This window comes from Cupriavidus sp. FW305-3-2-15-C-LB2 (genome assembly GCF_058787575.1).
In genome coordinates this window covers 12,395-30,415 of sequence record NZ_JBYSZW010000075.1, presented here as the reverse complement: position 1 = coordinate 30,415, position 18,021 = coordinate 12,395, and the positions used below count along the sequence as shown (strand labels likewise).

Sequence of the window (18,021 nt, the reverse complement as noted above, 5' to 3'; positions counted from 1 at the left end):
GGCTCCTTAGGTGGGGGTGGGATGGCGTCGGGGTGGTGAAAGCACAGGGCACAGGCGGAAACTGCAGACTGTGACCACGGTTCCACATTTTGCCGCGAGTCGGCGTGGCTTGCTGGCCCCCTGCCGGTTTCCGTGCGGCCCATCGGGGATCCAGCCCGGGAGAATTGGTTTCAATATGTTGCAGGCCGGCCAACGGGAGCCAATTTGCAGTCATATTCTCGCGTTTGCCGCGGAGGATGACGCTTTGCGCTACCCTCGCGGCGTTCATGCAAGAGAAGAAAAGAGTCGAACCTTATGAAAACGGAAACCACGGATGTCGTCATCATCGGCGCAGGGCCCGCGGGCTCGGTCGCGGCCGGCTTGCTGCGCAAGCATGGGATTCCGGTGCTGGTGATCGAGAAGGAGACGTTCCCGCGCTTTTCCATCGGCGAAAGCCTGCTGCCGCAGAGCATGGCCTACATCGAAGAGGCAGGCATGCTGCGCGCGGTGGTGGAAGCGGGCTTCCAGTACAAGAACGGCGCCGCCTTCGCGCGCGGCGACCAGCAGACCGCCTTTGACTTTCGCGAGAAGTTCTCGCCCGGCTGGGGCACCACCTACCAGGTGCAGCGCGCGCGCTTTGACGACGTGCTGATCCGCGAGGCGGCGCGCCAGGGCGCCGAGGTGCGCTTCTCGCACCTGGTCGAGGACGTCGACGTCAGCGGCGCGCAGCCGGAGGTGACCGTGCGTGCGCCGGACGGCAGCCGGTACAGCGTGCGCGCGAAGTTCCTGCTCGATGCCTCCGGCTTTGGCCGCATCCTGCCGCGCCTGCTGCAGCTGGAATCGCCGTCGGGCTTCCCGGTGCGCAGCGCGCTCTTCACCCACGTGGAAGACCGCATCGCGCCGGGCGCCTTCGATCGCAACAAGATCCTGATCAGCGTGCATCCGCAACACCCTGACGTCTGGTACTGGACCATCCCGTTCTCGGACGGCCGCTGCTCGCAGGGCGTGGTTGCCGAGAAGGCATTCCTGGACCGCTACACGGGCACCGAGACCGAACGGCTGCGGGCGCTGGTGGCCGAGGAACCCGGCCTGGCAAAGCTACTTGGCAACGCGCAGTGGGACACCCCCGCGCGCCAGATCTCCGGCTATTCGGCCAATGTGAAGTCCCTGTGGGGCAACGGCTATGCGCTGCTCGGCAATGCCGGGGAGTTCCTGGACCCGGTGTTCTCGTCCGGCGTGACCATCGCCTTCAAGTCGGCCAGCCTGGCGGCGCAATGCCTGGTGCGCCAGCTTGCCGGCGACACCGTGGACTGGGAGCAGGACTTCGCCCAGCCGCTCAAGGCCGGCGTGGACTGCTTCCGCGTGTTTGTCGAAGCCTGGTACGAGGGCCGCTTCCAGCAGCTGATCTTCCATCCCAATGCCAACTCCGAGATCCGCGACATGATCTCGTCGATCCTGGCCGGCTACGCGTGGGACCGCAGCAACCCCTTCGTGGCCGAGCCGCGCCGCCGGCTGGCGGTGCTGGAAGAATTCTGCCGCGTATGATGCGCCGCATCTGCACGCGTTCCGCGTTCGCGCCTGCGCCCGCAGAGGACTTTTTTCAAGGACACCTGGTATGACCAATCCGACCGTGCTGGTTACGGGATCGTCGCGCGGCATCGGTCGCGCCATCGCCCTGCGGCTGGCCCGCGACGGCTATGACGTGGTGGTGCATTGCCGCTCGCGCCGCGACGAAGCCGACTCCGTCGCCGACGCGGTGCGCGCTTGCGGCCGCAAGGCCCGCGTGTTGTGCTTCGACGTGGCCCGGCGCGAGGAAGCCGCTGCCGCGCTGCTGGCCGATATCGCCGCACATGACTGCTACTACGGCGTGGTGTGCAACGCCGGCCTGGCGCGCGACGCGGCCTTCCCGGCCATGAGCGGCGCCGAATGGGACGAGGTGGTGCACACCAACCTCGACGCCTTCTACAACGTGCTCAACCCGGTGGTGATGCCGATGGTGCAGCGGCGCCAGCCCGGGCGCATCGTCACGCTGTCGTCGGTCTCGGGCCTGGTGGGCAACCGCGGCCAGACCAACTACAGCGCGGCCAAGGCCGGCATCATCGGCGCCACCAAGGCGCTGGCGATCGAACTTGCCAAACGCGCCATCACAGTCAACTGCGTGGCGCCCGGCCTGATCGACACCGACATGGTCGAGCAGCACGTGCGCGACGAGGCGCTGCGCATGATCCCGGCGCGGCGGCTCGGCACGCCCGACGAAGTGGCCGCGACCGTGGCCTTCCTGATGTCGCCCGACGCTGGCTATATCACGCGCCAGGTGATCTCGGTCAACGGGGGCATGTTCGGATGAAGCGCGTCGTCGCCAGCGTGACCCCATGAACGGGGTCAGCATCTTCTTCCTGCAGGCGATGCTGGTGGTCGCCCTGCCCTACCTGCTATGGCGTGGTGCCGGCCTGCGCCCGGTGTTTCCGCTGGTCGGTGTGCAGGTGCTGGCCGGCATCGTGCTGGGGCCGTCGGTGTTCGGGCAACTGGCGCCGCAGGGCTGGACCGCGCTGTTCGGCCCTGATCGCCTGCCGATGCTGTCCGGCCTGCAGTGGCTGGCGGTGACGCTGTTCTGCTTCCTGACCGGCCTGCACCTGCGCGAAGACAGCGTGCCCGCGCACTGGCGCGCGACCCTGCAGATCTCGCTGGGCAGCATTGCGGCGCCGTTCGCGCTGGGGGCCGCTGCCGGCTGGTGGATGACCACGGCCGGCTGGCCGGTCGCGGGGGAACTGGCCAGCCCCTACTGGTTTGCCTGCGCCATGGGCATCTGCACTGCCGTCACGGCGCTGCCGGTGCTGGGTGCGCTGCTGCGCGAGATGCGCCTGACCGGCACCCGCCTGGGCCAGCTGGCCTTGCGCTGCGCGGCCGTCAACGATGCCTGGGTGTGGCTGTTCCTGACCCTGGTGCTGCTGCAGCATGGCGGCCAGGACGGCGCCAGCGGCCTCATCGTGGCGGCCCGCGCCGGTGCTTACCTGGCGTTCATGTTCCTGGCAGTGCGCCCCGCGCTGGCATGGCTGCTGCGCCGCCGCGCGCCGGAGACCGAGCTGCTGCTGGCGATGGCGCTGTTCCTGGTGCTGGCGTCGGCATTCCTGGGGGAGTTGGCCGGGCTGCACCATGTGATGGGCGGCTTCGTCGCCGGACTGGTATGGCCCGCACGCGAAGCGCAGCGTGTGCGCCAGCAGCTCGAACCGGTCACGGTGGTGGTGCTGCTGCCCTTCTTTTTCCTGGCCGCCGGACTGCGCACCGAGATCTCGCTGGATAATCCGATGACACTGTGGATCGCGTTGCTGTCGCTGGTCATCGCGATCACCGGCAAGATGGCCGGCGTCGCGCTGCCCGCGCGCCGCGCCGGCATGGGCTGGCACGAATCGCTGGCACTGGGCACGCTGCTGCAGACCAAGGGCCTGGTCGAGGTGGTGGTGCTGACCGTGCTGCTGGACGCGCGCATCATCAGCACCGCGGCGTTTTCCGGACTGTTGCTGATGGCGCTGGCCAGCACGCTGCTGGCGCGGCCGTTGACGATGCTGGTAGCGCGGGGCCGGTTGCATTAAGCGCCATCCGGCCGCTCACACCGGAGTCAATCCCGGCAACCCTGCAATCGCCTGCGCCAGGTAGTCCAGCAAAAGCCGCACCCGCTCCGGCTGGTAGCGCCGCGACGGATAGACCAGGAAGGCTTCCTGCGCCGGACCGCTCCAGCGTGGCAACACGCGCTGCAGGGCGCCGCTGTCGAGCAGGTCCTGCACCAGCCATGCCGGCGTCATGCCAAAGCCGGCGCCGGCCAGGAAGCTTTCGCGCATCGCCAGCGAGTTGTTGACGCGGTAGCGGCAGGACGCGCTCACCGGCGCCTGCCCGCCGGGCCCGTCGAGCACGATCTCGTCGCCGGCGGCCAGCCAGGTGAAGCGCAGGATCTGGTGCCGCGCCAGGTCGGCCGGCTGCCGGATGCGCGGATGGCGTGCGAGGTAGTCGGGCGAGGCTACCAGCAGCCGCGGCGACACCGCGATGCGGCGCGCGACCACATTGGGCGGCAGCGAGGCGCCGAGGCGCACCGCGATGTCGACGCCCTCCTCCACCAGGTCGACGAAGCGGTCGTCGAACAGCAACTCCACCTCTACCTCCGGATAGCGCTGCTGGAACGCCAGCACCAGCGCATTGAGCCGCAGCACGCCGAAGCTGGCCGGCGCGCTGACACGCACCCGCCCGGCCGGCTGCCCGGACATGCCACGCGCATCGCTGACCGCCTCGCCGTATTCATCCAGCACGCGGCGCGCGCGCTCATGGAAGCGCCGCCCCGCCTCGGTCGGCGACAGGCTGGTGGTGCTGCGCTCCAGCAGCCGCACGCCCATCTCTTTCTCCAGCGCAGCCACGACCTTGCTGATGGTCGGCTGGGTCGACTGCTGCTCGCGCGCCACCGCCGACAGGCTGCCCAGCTCCACGGCGCGCACGAAGACCTGCATTGCCCTGATGGTGTCCATGCCGTTCCTTGTGTGCCCACTCATTCCATCATGGCATGAGCGATATGCCATTCTGCCCGCTACCTGTCATTTCTGGAATGCCCTACCTTTGGCGCCATCCCGGCACCAACGCCGGTCCACGAACCGAGGCAAACCATGTTCCGCATTCCCCGCATCCTGCGCCGCCTGACTGCGCTGACGTTGTCCGCCACCATCGCCAGCACCGCGGCGCTGGCCAGCCCCTTGCAAGACCCGGCCTGGCTGACCAGCTGGATGGCAAGCCAGCAGCCGGTGTGGCAGCCCGGCGCCCAGCCGCTGCCGACCGGCGTGCCCGCGGTGCTGTCCGGCCAGACGCTGCGCCAGGTGGTACGGCTCAGCGTGGGCGGCAAGCGCGTGCGCGTGGTGCTGTCCAACCCCTACGGCCGCCACCCGGTCGCGGTCGGCGCGGCGCAACTCGCGCGCCATGCCGGCGGTGGCAGTACCGATGCGGCGGGCAGCAGCGCGGTGACGTTCCGCGGCAGCGCGTCGGTGATTCTCCCGGCTGGCCAGTCCGTGGCAAGCGATCCGGTCGTCTTCGACTCCCCCGTACTGGGCGAACTGGCACTCAGCCTCTACCTGCCGCAACCGACAGCGATCGAGTCGTTCCATTGGGATGGGCGCCAGACCGCGTGGCTCGTGGCCGGCAATGCGACCAGGCAGGCCACGCTGCCTGCGCCGCAGTCGTTCAGCGCACGCATCCTGCTCAGCGAGGTGCAGGTCGATGCGCCCGGGCATGCCGGCGCCGTGGTGGCCATCGGCGATTCGATCACCGAGGGCAACGGCTCAACCCCCGACACCAACCGCCGCTGGCCCGACGTGCTGGCACAGCGTGCTGCCGGCAACGGCGTGGCTGTGCTCAATGCCGGCATCTCCGGCGGCCGGCTGCTGCGCGATGGCATGGGGGAGTCCGCGCTGGCGCGGCTGGATCGCGACGTACTGAGCCAGCCGCATGTGCGCACCGTGATCGTGGCGATCGGCATCAACGATATCGCCTGGCCAGGCTCCACCTTTGCACCGGGCGATGCGGTGCCGCAGGCCGCCGAGCTGATCGAGGGCTACCGCCGCCTGATCGCGCGCGCCCATGCGCGCGGCGTGCGCGTGATCGGCGCCACCATCACGCCGTTTGCGGGGGCGCTGCGCGATACGCCGATCCGCGGCTATGACAGCCCGGGCAAGGAAGCGGTGCGGCTGGCGGTCAACGACTGGATCCGCAACGGCGGCGCGTTCGATGGGGTGGTGGACTTCGACGCCGCGGTGCGCGATCCCGCGCGCCCGCAGGCGCTGCTGCCGGCGTTCGACAGCGGCGACCACCTGCATCCCGGCGACGCGGGCTATGGCGCCATGGCGGCGCAGATCGATGCGGCGCTGCCTGAGCTTGGCCGTCAGTCCCGGTCCGGCGCACCCGGTGGAAAGAGCGGGCGGTAAGGCCGCGCCTCGTCCACCGCGCGCGCGAACGATGGCCGCGCCAGCAGCCGGTTGCGATAAGCGCGCACATTGCCGCGCGCATCGGGGATGGGATGCACCCAGTCCGCGTAGAACAGCGATGGCGCGGCAGCGCAATCGGCCAGAGTGAAGGCGCCGCCCGCAGCCCATTCCCGGCCGGCCAGCGTTGGCTCAAGCCAGGCGTAGGCCGAGTCAAGCAGCTTGCGCGCCTCGGCCACGCCATAGGCATCGCGGTGCTCCGCCGGGCGCAGGTAGTCGGCCACGATGCGTTGCATCGGCGTCATCACGTACTGGTCGAAGAAGCGGTCGAGCATGCGCACTTCCAGCGCGGCGTCGGGCGAATCCGGCAGCCAGCGCACCGGGCCGCGGTGATGCTGGTCCAGGTAGTCGATGATGATGCTGGACTCGAACACCGTGCGGCTGCCATCGACCAGCACCGGCATGCGCCTGAGCGGCCACAGCCTGGCGAGTTCGTCCATGTTCTGCGCGTGTTCAGGCGACAGCATCCGGAATTCGAAGGGGATGGCGTTCTCGTACAGCGCAACCAGGACCTTCTGGCAATAGGACGAAAACGGGTGGGCGTATAGCTCCATCGTGGTCTCCGGTGGTGATCTTCGGTGGTGGTCGGCGCGCGACTACTGCTGCGCCGCAAAGCGATCGGTCGCGGCAATCAGCTGGTCCATGATGCCCGGCTCGGTCCACGCATGGCCGGCGCCTTCGATCAGGTGGAAATCGGCCGCGGGCCACGCCTGGTGCAGCGCATAGGCATAGCGCACCGGGCACGGCATGTCATAGCGGCCGTGCACGATCACGCCGGGGATGTCGGCCAGCTTGTGCGCGTCGCGCAGCAGCTGCCCGTCTTCCAGCCAGCAGCGGTGCGTGAAATAGTGGTTCTCCAGCCGCGCGAACGCCAGCGCGAAGTGCCCGTCGTCATGCTTGGCGCTGTTGCCGGCGTCTGGCAGCAGCGTGATGGTCTCGCCTTCCCAAACGCTCCATGCGCGTGCCGCTTCCACCTGCTTGTCCTGGTCGTCACCAGTCAGCAGCTTGCGGTACGCGGCCATCATGTTGCCGCGCTCGGCCTCGGGCACCGGCGCCTGGAAACGCGCCCATTTGTCGGGGAACATCTCGGACACGCCGTATTGGTAGTACCAGTCCAGCTCGGCCTGCGACACCGTGTAGATGCCACGCAGCACCAGCTCGCTGACGCGCTGCGGGTGCTTCTGCGCATAGGCCAGCGCCAGCGTCGAGCCCCATGAGCCGCCGAACACCAGCCAGCGCTCCACGCCGGCCAGATCGCGCAGGCGCTCGATATCGTCGACCAGGTGCCAGGTGGTGTTGGCCTCCAGCCCCGCATGCGGCGTCGAACGCCCGCAGCCGCGCTGGTCGAACAGCAGCACGTCATAGCGCGCCGGATCGAACAGCCGCCGGTGGTCCGCAGAGATCCCGCCACCGGGCCCGCCGTGCAGGAACACCGCCGGCTTGGCGCCGGGCGTGCCCACGCGCTCGTGGTAGATGACATGCCCGTCGCCGACATCCAGCGTGCCGGTTTCATAGGGCTCGATTTCGGGATAGAGGGTGCGCAAGGCCGGCATGGATATGGGTCTACGGAGATCGGGAGCCACAGTGTACGCCGGAGGGAACGTCAAACAGTAGCCCGCCCCTTAACCGGCGAACACCGCCTTCACCCAGTCCCTCAGCAACCGCGTGGCGGGACGCTCCGCGGCGCGCTCGCTGTAGACAAGGTCATAGCGGAAACTCTCCAGCGTAAGCCCGAAGGGCTGCACCAGCACGCCCGAGGCCAGCTCTTCGGCGACCAGCGTCAGGCTGAGCAGGCCGACTCCCTGTCCCGCAATGGTGGCCTGCACGGCGTGGATCTCGTCGGTAAAGCTGAGGCCCGCCTGTGGATCGGTGACCTCGACGCCGGCGTGCGCCAGCCACTGGTGCCATACCGGCGCGCGCTCGTCATCGCGCGCGCCGGCGCCCCATTCGAAGTGCACCAGCGTGGCGTGCTTCAGGTCTTGCACGCTGGCCAGCTTCAGGCCGGGGCTGCAGACCGGCGCAAACCGGTCGCAGAACAACGGCTCGACCACCAGGCCGGGATAGCTGCCGCTGCCGTAGCGGATGGCAGCGTCCGCATCGTGGTCCAGGTCGACGACCTGGTCCGACGCATCCAGGCGCAGCGTCCAGTCAGGGTAGGCCGTGCGGAACTGGCCGGCGCGCGGTGCCAGCCGCCTGGCCATGAAGGCAACCGTCGACGTCAGCGTGGCAACGTTGGCCTGTGCGCTGCGCTGCACCGCCAGCACGGCGCGCTCCATCCCGTCCAGGCCGTCCCGCACCGCGGGAAACAACTGATGCCCGGCGGGCGTCAGGCGCACCTTGCGGGTCTGGCGCTCGAACAGCTTCACGCCAAGGCTCTCTTCCAGCAACCGGATCTGGTGGCTGACCGCCGTCGGCGTGACGTGCAGTTCGTCCGCCGCGTGCTTGAAGCTGGCGCGCCGGGCGGCGGCTTCAAAGGTGCGCAGGGCACCCAGTGGCGGCAGTTTGCGCAAGCCTCCCCCTTAGATGAGATGTATTCATGTGTCGACTGAAAAGCGACCATTTGTCGCGGCCTGATCTCCGCTCCGATACTTGACCTATCTGATCGGCCACCCAGGCGACCAGGTGAATTCTACTAAATCATCTACCGGAGTCAGCAATGCTACTGGAACAAGTCCACACCCAACCCGACCCTTATGCTCCCTATCTGCTTTCGCAAGCCATCCGGGCCGGCGGCTTCCTCTTTGTCTCCGGCCAGGCCGGGGTCGGCGACGATGGCGCCATCGTGGGCCGTGACGACTTCGATGCCCAGGCCGAGCAGGCGTTCAGCAACCTCAGGCGCGCGCTGCAGGCGGGCGGCTCGGGGCTGGACCGCGTGGTGAAGGTGACGATCTTCCTGACCTCGATGGCACACTTCCCGAAGATCGTCGCACTGCGCCGCAAGTGGTTCTCTGCCCCCTATCCGGCCGACACCATCGTCGAGGTCTCGGCGCTCTACTCGCCGGACGCGAAGATCGAGATCGAAGCCATCGCCCTGGCCGCAGAAGCTGCGCGATGACCACGCCCGCCGCGCCCTCACTGTTCGATACGCTGGCCCTGAACGGCGTGCCGCTGCGCAACCGGCTCGCGGTGGCGCCGATGACGCGCATCAGCGCCACCGCCGCAGGCGTTCCCACCGAGGCCATGACGCGCTACTACGCAGGCTTTGCCCGCGGCGGCTTTGGCCTCATCGTCACGGAGGGCATCTATACCGACCGTGCCTATGCCCAGGGCTATGCCGGCCAGCCCGGTTTGACGGATGCGCAGCAAGTGGCCGCGTGGCGCCAGGTGGTTGCCGCGGTCCACCAGCAGGGCGGGCGCATCGTGGCCCAGCTGATGCACGCCGGTGCGCTGTCGCAGGCCAACCGCTTCCGCGACCACACGGCCGGGCCCTCGGCGGTGCAGCCCAAGGGGCTGCAAATGACCGTGTATGCCGGCAAGGGTCCATACCGGATGCCGCGCGCCATGGAAGAGGCGGACATCCTGCAGGCCATCGAAGGCTTTGCGCAGGCCGCCCGGCTGGCCCGTGACGCGGGTTTCGACGGCGTTGAAATCCACGGTGCCAATGGCTATCTGCTGGATCAGTTCCTGACGGGCTATACGAATCAACGCCAGGACGCCTGGGGCGGCAGCATCGCACAGCGCATGCGCCTGTCGCTGGAAACCGTCCGCGCGGTGCGCGTTGCCGTGGGAGCTGGCTTCCCCGTCGGCGTGCGCATCTCGCAAGGCAAGGTCAATGATTTCGTCCACAAGTGGCCGGAAGGCGCGGAAGGCGCGGCCGCCGTTTTCTCCGCGCTCGCGGCAAGCACCGTGGACTACCTCCACGTGACGGAGCACGAAGCATGGCAGCCCGCCTTCGCGGACGACGGCGCGACGCTGGTGCAGCTTGCACGCCGTGCCGCGCCCGGGCTCACGATCATGGCCAACGGCAGCCTGCATGAGCCATCGCGCGCGGCCGGCCTGCTGGACGATGGCGCGACGCTGGTCGCGCTCGGACGCGGCGCCCTTGCGAATCCGGACTGGCCGGTGCTGGTGCGCGAGGGACAGCCGGTGCGGCCGTTCGACGCGGCCGTCCTCGCGCCGCTGGGCAATATCAAGGATGCCGAGCTGGCGCTGCGCGTAGCACGCGCGACGGTGACGCCAGGCTGACGGCATCGCCCGCGCTAGCGTTGCGCGTGATCCCTGCGCCAGCTGGCCGGCGCCATCCCGAACTGCGCAGAAAACCACCGGGTAAAGGAGCTGGCCGACCCATACCCCAGCAACTGCGACACCCGCAGCAGCGAATAGCGCGGGTTCTCCACGTACCGTCGCGCCAGTTCACGCCGCACGTCGTTCAGGATCTCAGTAAAGGTCTCGCCCGCGTCGTCGAGCTGGCGCTGCATGGTGCGCAGGCTCAGGCCCAGGCCCTCCGCCACGGCCTCGCAGGTGGCGCGGCCCATTGGCAGCATCAGGTAGATGGCGGCGCGCACTTCATGGCCGATGGACTGCGGGTTGGCGCGCGGCAGCGTGTCGATGAACTGCTGCGCGTAGCGTGCCATGACCGGATCCGCCGTCGGGTTCGGCGCGTCGAGGTCGGCCGCGCGGCAGATGATGCCATTGCAGTCCGCGTTGAACTCCAGCGGGCAACCGAACAGGCGGCGATGGATGCGCAGGTCGGCCGGCGGCGCATGCGTGAAGCTCACGCCGATCGGCTGCCAGCGCGGACCCAGCAGCAGCGCGCACATGCGGAAGACGACGCCGATGGCCAGCTCGGTGGCCTGCCGCGAGGGCGCGTCGCTGAGCACTTCCTGCCGGATGACCACGGCGCTGCCGGCATCCTCGAGCAACAGCGCCACCGAGTCATTGACCAGGTGCCGGTAGCGGATGGTGGTGGCCAGCGCGGCGCGCAGCGTGGGCTGCTGGCTGATCAAGAGGCTCATCACGCCAAAGTCCGACAGCTGGCGCGACTCCGCCATGCGCAGCCCGAAGGTCGGGCAGGCCGAGGCCTGCGCGGCGGCTTCCAGCAGCGCCACGCAGGCGCTGAGCGGGACGCGCTGGTCGGGATCGTCCAGCCAGGCCCGCCGCAGTCGCGCCTGGCGCAGCAACGGCTGCGGATCCAGGCCGAGGTCGCGCGAAACCTCGAGGAAGTTGGTTAGTGCGGCAGCACGTATCAGGGTTTCCAAGCCAGCGTTGCCTTGCGATGAGATGTCAGTCGGGGGCGCGGTCTGCCCGCCGCAGCAGCGATCATAGGGCCGCATGGCATGAAATGCAAAGTCATCGGGAGCCAATGCAAAGCCGGCCGGGGCAGCAATCTCTACAGTTCCCTGCAGCTGCAGCGTGTTCTGCACCAACCAGACTCCAGGAGACAAGACCATGGCAAACGTTGTCCGCATGTACGAGACCGGCGGCCCCGAAGTGCTTCGCTATGAACACATGGAAGTGGGCGATCCGGGCCCCGGACAGGTCCGCATCCGCCACGTCGCAGTGGGACTGAACTACGCCGACACCTACTTCCGCAATGGCACCTATCCCGTGCCGCTGCCCAGCGGCATGGGCGTGGAAGCCGCCGGCGTGGTGGTATCCGTCGGCCCGGGCGTGACCAACGTGGCGGCGGGCGACCGCGTCACCTACACCGGCTTCGTCAACACGCTGGGCGCCTACAGCACCGAGCGCCTGGTACCGGCCGCGCCGCTGATCCGCCTGCCCGAGAGCATTGCCTTCGAAACCGCCGCGGCCATGACCATGCGCGGGCTGACCTCGGCCTACCTGATGCGCCGCATCTATCCGTTCAGCCAGGGCGACACCATCCTGCTGCACGCCGCGGCGGGCGGGGTCGGGCTGATCGTGTCGCAGTGGGCCAAGCTGCTGGGCCTGACGGTGATCGGCACGGTGTCCACCGAAGCCAAGGCCGAAGTGGCGCGTGCGCACGGCTGCGACCACATCATCCAGTACACCCGCGAAGACGTAGCCAAGCGCGTGCGCGAGCTGACCGACGGCGTGGGGGTCTCGGTGGTATTCGACAGCGTCGGCAAGACCACCTTCATGGCGTCGCTGGATTCGCTCAAGCGGCGCGGCACCATGGTGTGCGTGGGCACCGCATCGGGCCCGATTCCACCGTTCGACCCCGTGCTGCTGGCGATGAAGGGATCGCTGTTCCTGACGCGCCCGGCGCTGGCCGACTACATCGCCGACCCTGCGGAGAAGCAAGCGCTGGCGGGCGAGCTGTTCGACCACGTGGGCGCGGGCCGCATCCGCATCGGCATCAACCAGCGCTATGCGCTGGAAGACGCGGTCCAGGCGCACCAGGACCTGGAGGCGCGCCGTACCACCGGCTCGTCGATCTTCGTCATCTGAGAACAACAACAGAGGAGACCACACCATGCATGCAGAACCCCTGACCTGCACCATTGGCGCCGAACTGAGCGGCGTCAGCCTGGCCGATGCATCACGCGACGCCGGCCTGTTCACCGAGATCAAGGCGCTGCTGCTGCAGCACAAGGTGCTGTTCCTGCGCGACCAGGACATCACCCGCGCCGAACACGTTGCCTTTGCCCGCCGCTTCGGCGAACTGGAAGACCACCCGGTGGTAGGCAGCGACCCGGAGCACCCGGGCCTGGTGCAGATCTACAAGTCGCCCGACAGCAAGGTCGAGCACTACGAGAACTCGTTCCATTGCGACGCCACCTGGCGCCAGGCGCCGCCGATGGGCTGCGTGCTGCGCTGCGTGGAAACGCCGGCAGTGGGCGGCGACACCATCTGGGTGAACATGGGCGAGGCGTACCGCCGCCTGCCGCAGGACATCAAGGCCCGCATCGAAGGCCTGCGCGCCAAGCACAGCATCGAACACACCTTCGGCGCCAATATGCCGCCGGAGAAGCGTGCCGCGCTGGCGGCGCAGTTCCCGATGGTGGAGCATCCCGTGGTGCGCACCCACCCGGAGACGGGCGAGAAGGTCCTGTTCGTCAACGCCTTCACCTCGCACTTTGCCAACTACCACCGCGACGACGTGGTCCGCTTCGGCAAGGATTTCATGCCCGGCGCCGGCGATCTGCTGCACTACCTGTGCGCGCAGGCGGAGATCCCGGAGTACCAGGTGCGCTGGCGCTGGAAGAAGAACAGCGTGGCGATCTGGGACAACCGCTGCACCCAGCATTACGCAGTGCAGGACTATGCGCCCACGGTGCGCAAAATGGAGCGCGCCGGCATCATCGGCGACGTGCCGTTCTGACGGAGGCAGACATGCAACCAAACCTTGTGCCTGCGGCGCCGCAGGCTTATGCCTATCCCTTGCTCGTCAGGCAACTGCTGCTCAATTCGCTGTCGCTCTACGGCGACCAGCAGATCACGTACCGCGGGCAACTGCGCCATAGCTATCGCGACTTCCACCGGCGTGTCGGCCGGCTGGCTTCAGCGCTGGCGGCGCAGGGGGTGGCGCACGGCACCACCGTGGCGGTGATGGACTGGGACAGCCACCGCTACCTGGAATGCTATTTCGGCGTGCCGATGATGGGCGCGACGCTGTTCACGGTCAACGTGCGGCTGTCGGCGCAGCAAATCCTGTACACGCTGAACGATTCCGGCGCCGAGGTGGTGCTGCTCCATCCCGACTTCCTGCCGGTGATGGAAGAGATCCGCGGCCAGCTGACCAGCGTGCGCAGCTTTGTCCTGCTGGCCGACGGCCAGCACGTGCCGCCGACATCTCTGCCGTTCTGCGGCGAGTACGAGACGCTGCTGAGCGCGGCCTCGCCCGACTTCGACTTCCCCGAGTTCGACGAGAACACCCGCGCCGCCACCTTCTACACGACGGGCACCACCGGCGATCCCAAGGGCGTGTGCTACAGCCATCGCGATATCGTGCTGCATGCGCTGGCCTCGGCCACCAGCCTGTGCGCGCCGCGCGAAGGACAGCGCCTGCATCGGGAAGACGTCTACATGCCGATCACGCCGATGTTCCACGTGCTCGCCTGGGGCATCCCGTATGTCGCGGTCATGCTCGGGCTGCGCATCGTGCTGCCGGGGCGCTATGCGCCGGACATGCTGCTGCAGTTGCGCGAGACCGAGCGGGTCACGTTCTCGCACTGCGTGCCGACCTTGCTGCAGATGCTGTTGCAGGCGGCGCAGGCAAGCGGCCAGGACTTGTCGGGCTGGAAGCTCATCATCGGCGGCTCGGCGCTGCCGCCGGCGTTGTGCGAGGCTGCCCTCGAGCGCGGCATGGATGTGTTTGCCGGCTATGGCATGTCGGAGACCGGCCCCATCGTCGCGCTGGCACAGTTGCCGCCAGGCGACGCACATCGCGACCATGAGACCGAAGTGCGCATGCGCTGCTCGACGGGGCGGCCGGTGGCGATGGTGGACTTCCGCCTGGTGGATGAATCGATGCACGAGGTGCCGCGCGACGGCCAGGCGCGCGGCGAGATCGTGCTGCGCGCACCGTTCCTGACCAGGGCATACCATGGCAAGCCCGAGGCATCGGCCGAGCTGTGGGCCGGCGGCTACCTGCATACGCAGGACATCGCGGTAATGGGGGCCGACGGCTTCGTGCAGATCGTCGACCGGATCAAGGACGTGATCAAGACCGGCGGCGAATGGGTCTCGTCGATCGAGGTCGAGAGCCTGGTCACGCAGGTGCCGGGCGTGCAGGAGTGCGCGGTCATCGGCGTGCCGGACGCCAGGTGGGGCGAGCGGCCGATGGCATTCGTGGTGCGCAAGCCTGGCACAACGGTGACCGCGGATACGATTCGTACGTCGCTGCTGGCGCGCGTCGAGGCCAACCGGCTCAGCAAATATGCGGTGCCGGAATCCGAGCGGATCCTGTTTGTCGACGAGATCCCGAAGACCAGCGTCGGCAAGATCGACAAGAAGCGCTTGCGCAGCACCGGCGCCTGAGCCGGCAGCAGGAAGAAGAAAGGGCAGCCTCGGATGAGGCTGCCCTTTTGCGTTGCCGGGAACTGACTCAGGGCTGGATATTGAACGCCTTGACGATGCCGGCATTGCGCTCGAACTCCGTGCGCACTGATTCGCTCAGTTGCGGCAGGGGCTGCGCCGGCAGCGGCTCATAACCGAGCGCCTCCATGCGGTCACGCACCTTGGCAGAAGCCGCGGCCTTGTAGGCAGCCGCGTGGACCTTCTCGGCCAGTTCGGGCGACAGCTTCGACGACGCAATCACGCCCACCCAGTTGCTGAACTCCATGTCGGGGTAACCCATTTCCGCAAAGGTTGGCACCTGCGGCAGCAGCGCCGAGCGGCTCTTCGACGCCACGGCATAGACCTGCACCTTGCCGGCACGGATCATCGGCAGCGAGGTCACCATGCCGTCGTACATCACGGCAATCTGATTGCCCATCACCTGCGTCAGCGCCGGCGCGGAACCGGCAAAGGGCACATGCTGCAAGTCCAGCCCGGCCTTCTGGTTCATGATCATGCCCGCGTAGTGCGAAGCGGTGCCGGCGCTGTACGAAGCAAAGCTGAGCTTGCCCGGATTGGCCCGGGCGTAGCTGACCAGGCCCTTCAGGTCCTTGGCCGGCAGGCCAGGCGCGCCAATCATCACCATGCGCGAACGCGCCACGGCGGCGACGGGCCTGACGTCTTTCAGCGGGTCGAACGGCTGCTTGAGCACATGCGGGATCTCGGTCAGCACATTGCTGGCGGTGACCATGATGGTCTGGCCATCAGCGGGCGCGGCCAGCATGGTAGTGATGGCAATGCCGCCGCCGGCGCCCGGCTTGTTGTCGACCACCACGGGGTGGCCAAGGTCGGCCGACAGCTGGTCTGCCAGCAGGCGCGCGAGCACGTCCATGGTGCCGCCCGCGGGGGCGGGCACCAGCATCCGGACCGGCTTGCTGGTCCAGGCCATGGCAGCGGGAGCCGCCAGCGCCAGGCCGGCCGCCACGGCGGCGATACGCAGCAGGAATGAAGGGTGGGTGGGCATGTTGTCTCCGTTATGTAGTATGGATCTTCTGTCCAGCATTGCCGGGCGGGCGCGGCGTCACCGGGCGGTGAGCGCGATGCCTGGCGGGGGTGGGGAAGCGGGAGACGCGCGGGCCAGCGCCCGCAGCATTGCCTCCAGCAAGGCACGCGGCGGCCTGGCGCCAGCGATCGGCGGCGCACCGTTGATCACAAAGCGCGGCACGCCCAGGCCGGGATTGGGTAGCGGCACATCCTCGCCATGCAGCGGCGGCAGCCATGCCAGGTCTTGCGCAGTGGCCGGTGCCGCCGCTTGCGGCATCGGCATGCCGGAGGCGATCGCCGCGGCGTGCAGCACGCGTGGATCGCCGAGGTCCTCGCCGCGCAGGAAGTACCCTTCAAACAATCGGTCGATCAGCACGGATGCGGCCGCCTCGCCACCAGCCTGGCGCGCATACCGGATCAGGCGATGCGCAAGCACGGTGTTGGGCAGCACTTCGATGCGGTCAAGTTCCAGCGTGATGCCGGCCTCGCGCGCCGCGGCGCATACCTGCGCCTGCCGCAGCGCCACGGCTTCGGCGCTGCCAAGCCGCGCCAGGCTGAACTTGCGATAGGGGATGCCGGCAGGCGGCAGCGTCGGAAACAGGAGAGAGCTGCGCCATTCGACCGTGACTGCTACATTGGGCCGTTGCTGGGCCAGTTGCGCCAGCGCCGTTTCAAGATGGCGCTTGCCGATCATGCACCAGGGGCAGACCAGGTCGAACCCGACCTGGATGAAGAGGGAGACGGGCTGGTTCATGGCAGAGCGCCCGTAGCGGCACGCTGCCCGCGGCGGGCCGGCGCCGCCGCCAGCACTTGCGCACGCTCCGCCTCGCTCATCTGCGCCCAGCGCCCGATTTCCAGCCGTGTCCTGGCGCAGCCCTGGCAATAGCGGTTGGCGAGGTCCATGCGGCAGATGTTGATGCAGGGATTGGCGAGGGCGTCAGGGTGATGCATCACGAACTCCGGTAGTGCATGGCAAGGGCCGGCCGGTATGCCGGCCCTGTGGCCAGGGTCAGGCCGCCGCGCGCAGCGGCAGGTTCTTCTGCCCCGCCTTGCGGTTGGGCGCCATGCCATTGGCTTCCAGCGTGGCGTCGGCGCTGTCGTACCAGGTGCCGATGCGGTAGATCTCGCGGGCTTCCTTGCCCGATGCGATCTCGCGGCCCAGTTCATGCGCCACGCGCACGCACTGCTCGATCTGCTGCACCGAGGTCATGCGGTTGCCGTGCTGGTCGATGATGGTGTCTTCGATGCCGCAGCGCGGGTGCAGGCCCATCGCCATCGCCATCATGTTGAACGGCAGCACGTTCTTCAGCAGCGACTCGGCGGTCAGCGTGCAGCCGTCCGGCGCGCGGTGCACGAAGTTGAAGAAGTTGAACGGATTGGGGCCGTCGAAGCCGCCGCCGATGCCGATCCAGGTCAGGTTCAGCGGGCCGGTGTAGACGCCGGCGCGCACCAGCCGCTCCAGCGTTTCCAGCGCGTGCATGCCGGTCAGCTGGAAATGCGGCTGGATGCCCGAGGCCTGCAGCCGGCGCAGGTGCTCTTCCACCCAGCCCGGGCCGGCCGGCACGGTCATTTCGCGATAGGCGGCCTGGTAGGCCGGGTGTTCCAGCGAGGTGCCCTTCAGGTATTCCGGATAGAGCAACTCCATGATGTTCATCTGCGTGGTGTTGATCGCCACGGTCACCTGGTCGGGCTTGGGCTCCAGCTCCGCCAGCATGTGGCGGGTGTCGTCGGACAGCCACTTGGCCGCCTGGCCGTCGTCTTCCGGCGCAAACGAGATCGAGCCGCCCACCTGGATGATCATGTCCGGCACCGCGGCGCGCACGCCGGCGATCAGCTCGTTGAACTTGGACAAGCGCTTGGAGCCCTTGCCGTCCAGTTCGCGCACGTGCAGGTGCAGCACCGTGGCGCCGGCGTTGTAGCAGTCCACGGCTTTCTGGACCTGCTCTTCCATGGTGACGGGGATGTCTTCGGGAAAGTCCTGCGGCATCCATTCCGGGCCATAGGGCGCAACGGTGATCACCACCTTGTCCATGTTTTCGGGGTGCAGGGAATCGTCAAGGAATTGCAT

Annotated in this window: 18 protein-coding genes; 9 read left to right on the top strand and 9 right to left on the bottom strand. The window is 68.1% G+C overall.

Features of this window, described 5'->3' with window-relative positions:
- Nucleotides 1-294: 294 nt before the first annotated feature.
- The 3 genes from AC3WRR_RS33520 (at nucleotide 295) to AC3WRR_RS33510 (ending at nucleotide 3,569) form a co-directional block, all read left to right on the top strand.
- Nucleotides 295-1,524, top strand: a complete 1,230-nt coding sequence (locus AC3WRR_RS33520) for an NAD(P)/FAD-dependent oxidoreductase (protein WP_439672218.1) — start codon at nucleotides 295-297, stop codon at nucleotides 1,522-1,524.
- A 70-nt stretch (nucleotides 1,525-1,594) separates the two neighbouring features.
- Entirely contained in the window at nucleotides 1,595-2,326 is a 732-nt protein-coding gene (gene fabG / locus AC3WRR_RS33515) for a 3-oxoacyl-ACP reductase FabG (RefSeq protein ID WP_011617927.1), read from the top strand.
- A 25-nt stretch (nucleotides 2,327-2,351) separates the two neighbouring features.
- Nucleotides 2,352-3,569, top strand: coding sequence for a cation:proton antiporter (locus AC3WRR_RS33510; RefSeq protein ID WP_492299319.1), 1,218 nt, complete (start codon nucleotides 2,352-2,354; stop codon nucleotides 3,567-3,569).
- A gap of 15 nt (nucleotides 3,570-3,584) precedes the next feature.
- On the opposite strand, the gene AC3WRR_RS33505 is transcribed toward AC3WRR_RS33510, so the two are convergent.
- The gene (locus AC3WRR_RS33505) at nucleotides 3,585-4,490 is read right to left on the bottom strand and encodes a LysR family transcriptional regulator (RefSeq protein ID WP_492299317.1); all 906 of its coding nucleotides are present in this window, start codon (nucleotides 4,488-4,490) and stop codon (nucleotides 3,585-3,587) included.
- Between the two features lie 135 nt (nucleotides 4,491-4,625).
- Here AC3WRR_RS33505 and AC3WRR_RS33500 point away from each other — a divergent pair, with 135 nt between their 5' ends.
- On the top strand, nucleotides 4,626-5,933 hold the full coding sequence (locus AC3WRR_RS33500; protein WP_492299315.1) for an SGNH/GDSL hydrolase family protein: 1,308 nt from the start codon (nucleotides 4,626-4,628) through the stop codon (nucleotides 5,931-5,933).
- Here AC3WRR_RS33500 and AC3WRR_RS33495 read toward each other — a convergent pair.
- From AC3WRR_RS33495 to AC3WRR_RS33485, 3 genes are all read right to left on the bottom strand, one after another.
- Nucleotides 5,891-6,544 (bottom strand): glutathione S-transferase family protein, encoded by a 654-nt coding sequence (locus tag AC3WRR_RS33495; protein WP_010810807.1) that lies wholly within the window; start codon nucleotides 6,542-6,544, stop codon nucleotides 5,891-5,893. The genes AC3WRR_RS33500 and AC3WRR_RS33495 overlap by 43 nt on opposite strands.
- A 42-nt stretch (nucleotides 6,545-6,586) precedes the next feature.
- On the bottom strand, nucleotides 6,587-7,543 hold the full coding sequence (pip, locus tag AC3WRR_RS33490) for a prolyl aminopeptidase (protein WP_492299314.1): 957 nt from the start codon (nucleotides 7,541-7,543) through the stop codon (nucleotides 6,587-6,589).
- 69 nt (nucleotides 7,544-7,612) lie between these two features.
- On the bottom strand, nucleotides 7,613-8,500 hold the full coding sequence (locus AC3WRR_RS33485; protein ID WP_010810809.1) for a LysR substrate-binding domain-containing protein: 888 nt from the start codon (nucleotides 8,498-8,500) through the stop codon (nucleotides 7,613-7,615).
- A 146-nt stretch (nucleotides 8,501-8,646) separates the two neighbouring features.
- Between AC3WRR_RS33485 and AC3WRR_RS33480 the strand changes: the two genes are divergently transcribed.
- Entirely contained in the window at nucleotides 8,647-9,045 is a 399-nt protein-coding gene (locus tag AC3WRR_RS33480) for a RidA family protein (RefSeq protein WP_010810810.1), read from the top strand.
- Nucleotides 9,042-10,175, top strand: a complete 1,134-nt coding sequence (locus AC3WRR_RS33475) for an NADH:flavin oxidoreductase (protein ID WP_492299313.1) — start codon at nucleotides 9,042-9,044, stop codon at nucleotides 10,173-10,175. The genes AC3WRR_RS33480 and AC3WRR_RS33475 overlap by 4 nt, the downstream gene beginning before the upstream one ends.
- 14 nt (nucleotides 10,176-10,189) lie before the next feature.
- Here AC3WRR_RS33475 and AC3WRR_RS33470 read toward each other — a convergent pair whose 3' ends face one another.
- Entirely contained in the window at nucleotides 10,190-11,188 is a 999-nt protein-coding gene (locus AC3WRR_RS33470; RefSeq protein WP_037024847.1) for an AraC family transcriptional regulator, read from the bottom strand.
- Between the two features lie 190 nt (nucleotides 11,189-11,378).
- Here AC3WRR_RS33470 and AC3WRR_RS33465 point away from each other — a divergent pair, with 190 nt between their 5' ends.
- From AC3WRR_RS33465 to AC3WRR_RS33455, 3 genes are read left to right on the top strand one after another with little or no spacing between them, the layout of a single operon-like run.
- Nucleotides 11,379-12,359, top strand: coding sequence for a quinone oxidoreductase family protein (locus AC3WRR_RS33465; RefSeq protein ID WP_010810813.1), 981 nt, complete (start codon nucleotides 11,379-11,381; stop codon nucleotides 12,357-12,359).
- 25 nt (nucleotides 12,360-12,384) lie between these two features.
- Nucleotides 12,385-13,233 (top strand): TauD/TfdA dioxygenase family protein, encoded by an 849-nt coding sequence (locus AC3WRR_RS33460; protein WP_011617934.1) that lies wholly within the window; start codon nucleotides 12,385-12,387, stop codon nucleotides 13,231-13,233.
- A gap of 11 nt (nucleotides 13,234-13,244) precedes the next feature.
- The gene (locus AC3WRR_RS33455; RefSeq protein WP_011617935.1) at nucleotides 13,245-14,891 is read left to right on the top strand and encodes a fatty acid--CoA ligase; all 1,647 of its coding nucleotides are present in this window, start codon (nucleotides 13,245-13,247) and stop codon (nucleotides 14,889-14,891) included.
- A gap of 67 nt (nucleotides 14,892-14,958) precedes the next feature.
- Here AC3WRR_RS33455 and AC3WRR_RS33450 read toward each other — a convergent pair whose 3' ends face one another.
- From AC3WRR_RS33450 to AC3WRR_RS33435, 4 genes are read right to left on the bottom strand one after another with little or no spacing between them, the layout of a single operon-like run.
- On the bottom strand, nucleotides 14,959-15,933 hold the full coding sequence (locus AC3WRR_RS33450) for a Bug family tripartite tricarboxylate transporter substrate binding protein (RefSeq protein WP_011617936.1): 975 nt from the start codon (nucleotides 15,931-15,933) through the stop codon (nucleotides 14,959-14,961).
- 57 nt (nucleotides 15,934-15,990) lie between these two features.
- Entirely contained in the window at nucleotides 15,991-16,707 is a 717-nt protein-coding gene (locus tag AC3WRR_RS33445; RefSeq protein ID WP_492299311.1) for a DsbA family oxidoreductase, read from the bottom strand.
- A complete protein-coding gene (locus AC3WRR_RS33440) occupies nucleotides 16,704-16,904 on the bottom strand; it encodes a DUF1289 domain-containing protein (protein WP_010810818.1) in 201 nt (66 codons plus the stop codon). The genes AC3WRR_RS33445 and AC3WRR_RS33440 overlap by 4 nt, the downstream gene beginning before the upstream one ends.
- 58 nt (nucleotides 16,905-16,962) lie before the next feature.
- Complete coding sequence (locus AC3WRR_RS33435; RefSeq protein ID WP_010810819.1) at nucleotides 16,963-18,021, bottom strand: beta-keto acid cleavage family enzyme; 1,059 nt, start codon at nucleotides 18,019-18,021, stop codon at nucleotides 16,963-16,965.

Bases quoted from the DNA above. Each gene is read 5' to 3' on its own strand.
- AC3WRR_RS33455 (WP_011617935.1), top strand. From the start codon at position 13,245: ATGCAACCAAACCTTGTGCCTGCGGCGCCGCAGGCTTATGCCTATCCC.
- AC3WRR_RS33510 (WP_492299319.1), top strand. From the start codon at position 2,352: ATGAACGGGGTCAGCATCTTCTTCCTGCAGGCGATGCTGGTGGTCGCC.
- AC3WRR_RS33475 (WP_492299313.1), top strand. From the start codon at position 9,042: ATGACCACGCCCGCCGCGCCCTCACTGTTCGATACGCTGGCCCTGAAC.
- AC3WRR_RS33465 (WP_010810813.1), top strand. From the start codon at position 11,379: ATGGCAAACGTTGTCCGCATGTACGAGACCGGCGGCCCCGAAGTGCTT.
- fabG (WP_011617927.1), top strand. From the start codon at position 1,595: ATGACCAATCCGACCGTGCTGGTTACGGGATCGTCGCGCGGCATCGGT.
- AC3WRR_RS33500 (WP_492299315.1), top strand. From the start codon at position 4,626: ATGTTCCGCATTCCCCGCATCCTGCGCCGCCTGACTGCGCTGACGTTG.
- pip (WP_492299314.1), bottom strand. From the start codon at position 7,543: ATGCCGGCCTTGCGCACCCTCTATCCCGAAATCGAGCCCTATGAAACC.
- AC3WRR_RS33460 (WP_011617934.1), top strand. From the start codon at position 12,385: ATGCATGCAGAACCCCTGACCTGCACCATTGGCGCCGAACTGAGCGGC.
- AC3WRR_RS33450 (WP_011617936.1), bottom strand. From the start codon at position 15,933: ATGCCCACCCACCCTTCATTCCTGCTGCGTATCGCCGCCGTGGCGGCC.
- AC3WRR_RS33495 (WP_010810807.1), bottom strand. From the start codon at position 6,544: ATGGAGCTATACGCCCACCCGTTTTCGTCCTATTGCCAGAAGGTCCTG.
- AC3WRR_RS33435 (WP_010810819.1), bottom strand. From the start codon at position 18,021: ATGCAATTCCTTGACGATTCCCTGCACCCCGAAAACATGGACAAGGTG.
- AC3WRR_RS33440 (WP_010810818.1), bottom strand. From the start codon at position 16,904: ATGCATCACCCTGACGCCCTCGCCAATCCCTGCATCAACATCTGCCGC.
- AC3WRR_RS33505 (WP_492299317.1), bottom strand. From the start codon at position 4,490: ATGGACACCATCAGGGCAATGCAGGTCTTCGTGCGCGCCGTGGAGCTG.
- AC3WRR_RS33480 (WP_010810810.1), top strand. From the start codon at position 8,647: ATGCTACTGGAACAAGTCCACACCCAACCCGACCCTTATGCTCCCTAT.
- AC3WRR_RS33445 (WP_492299311.1), bottom strand. From the start codon at position 16,707: ATGAACCAGCCCGTCTCCCTCTTCATCCAGGTCGGGTTCGACCTGGTC.
- AC3WRR_RS33520 (WP_439672218.1), top strand. From the start codon at position 295: ATGAAAACGGAAACCACGGATGTCGTCATCATCGGCGCAGGGCCCGCG.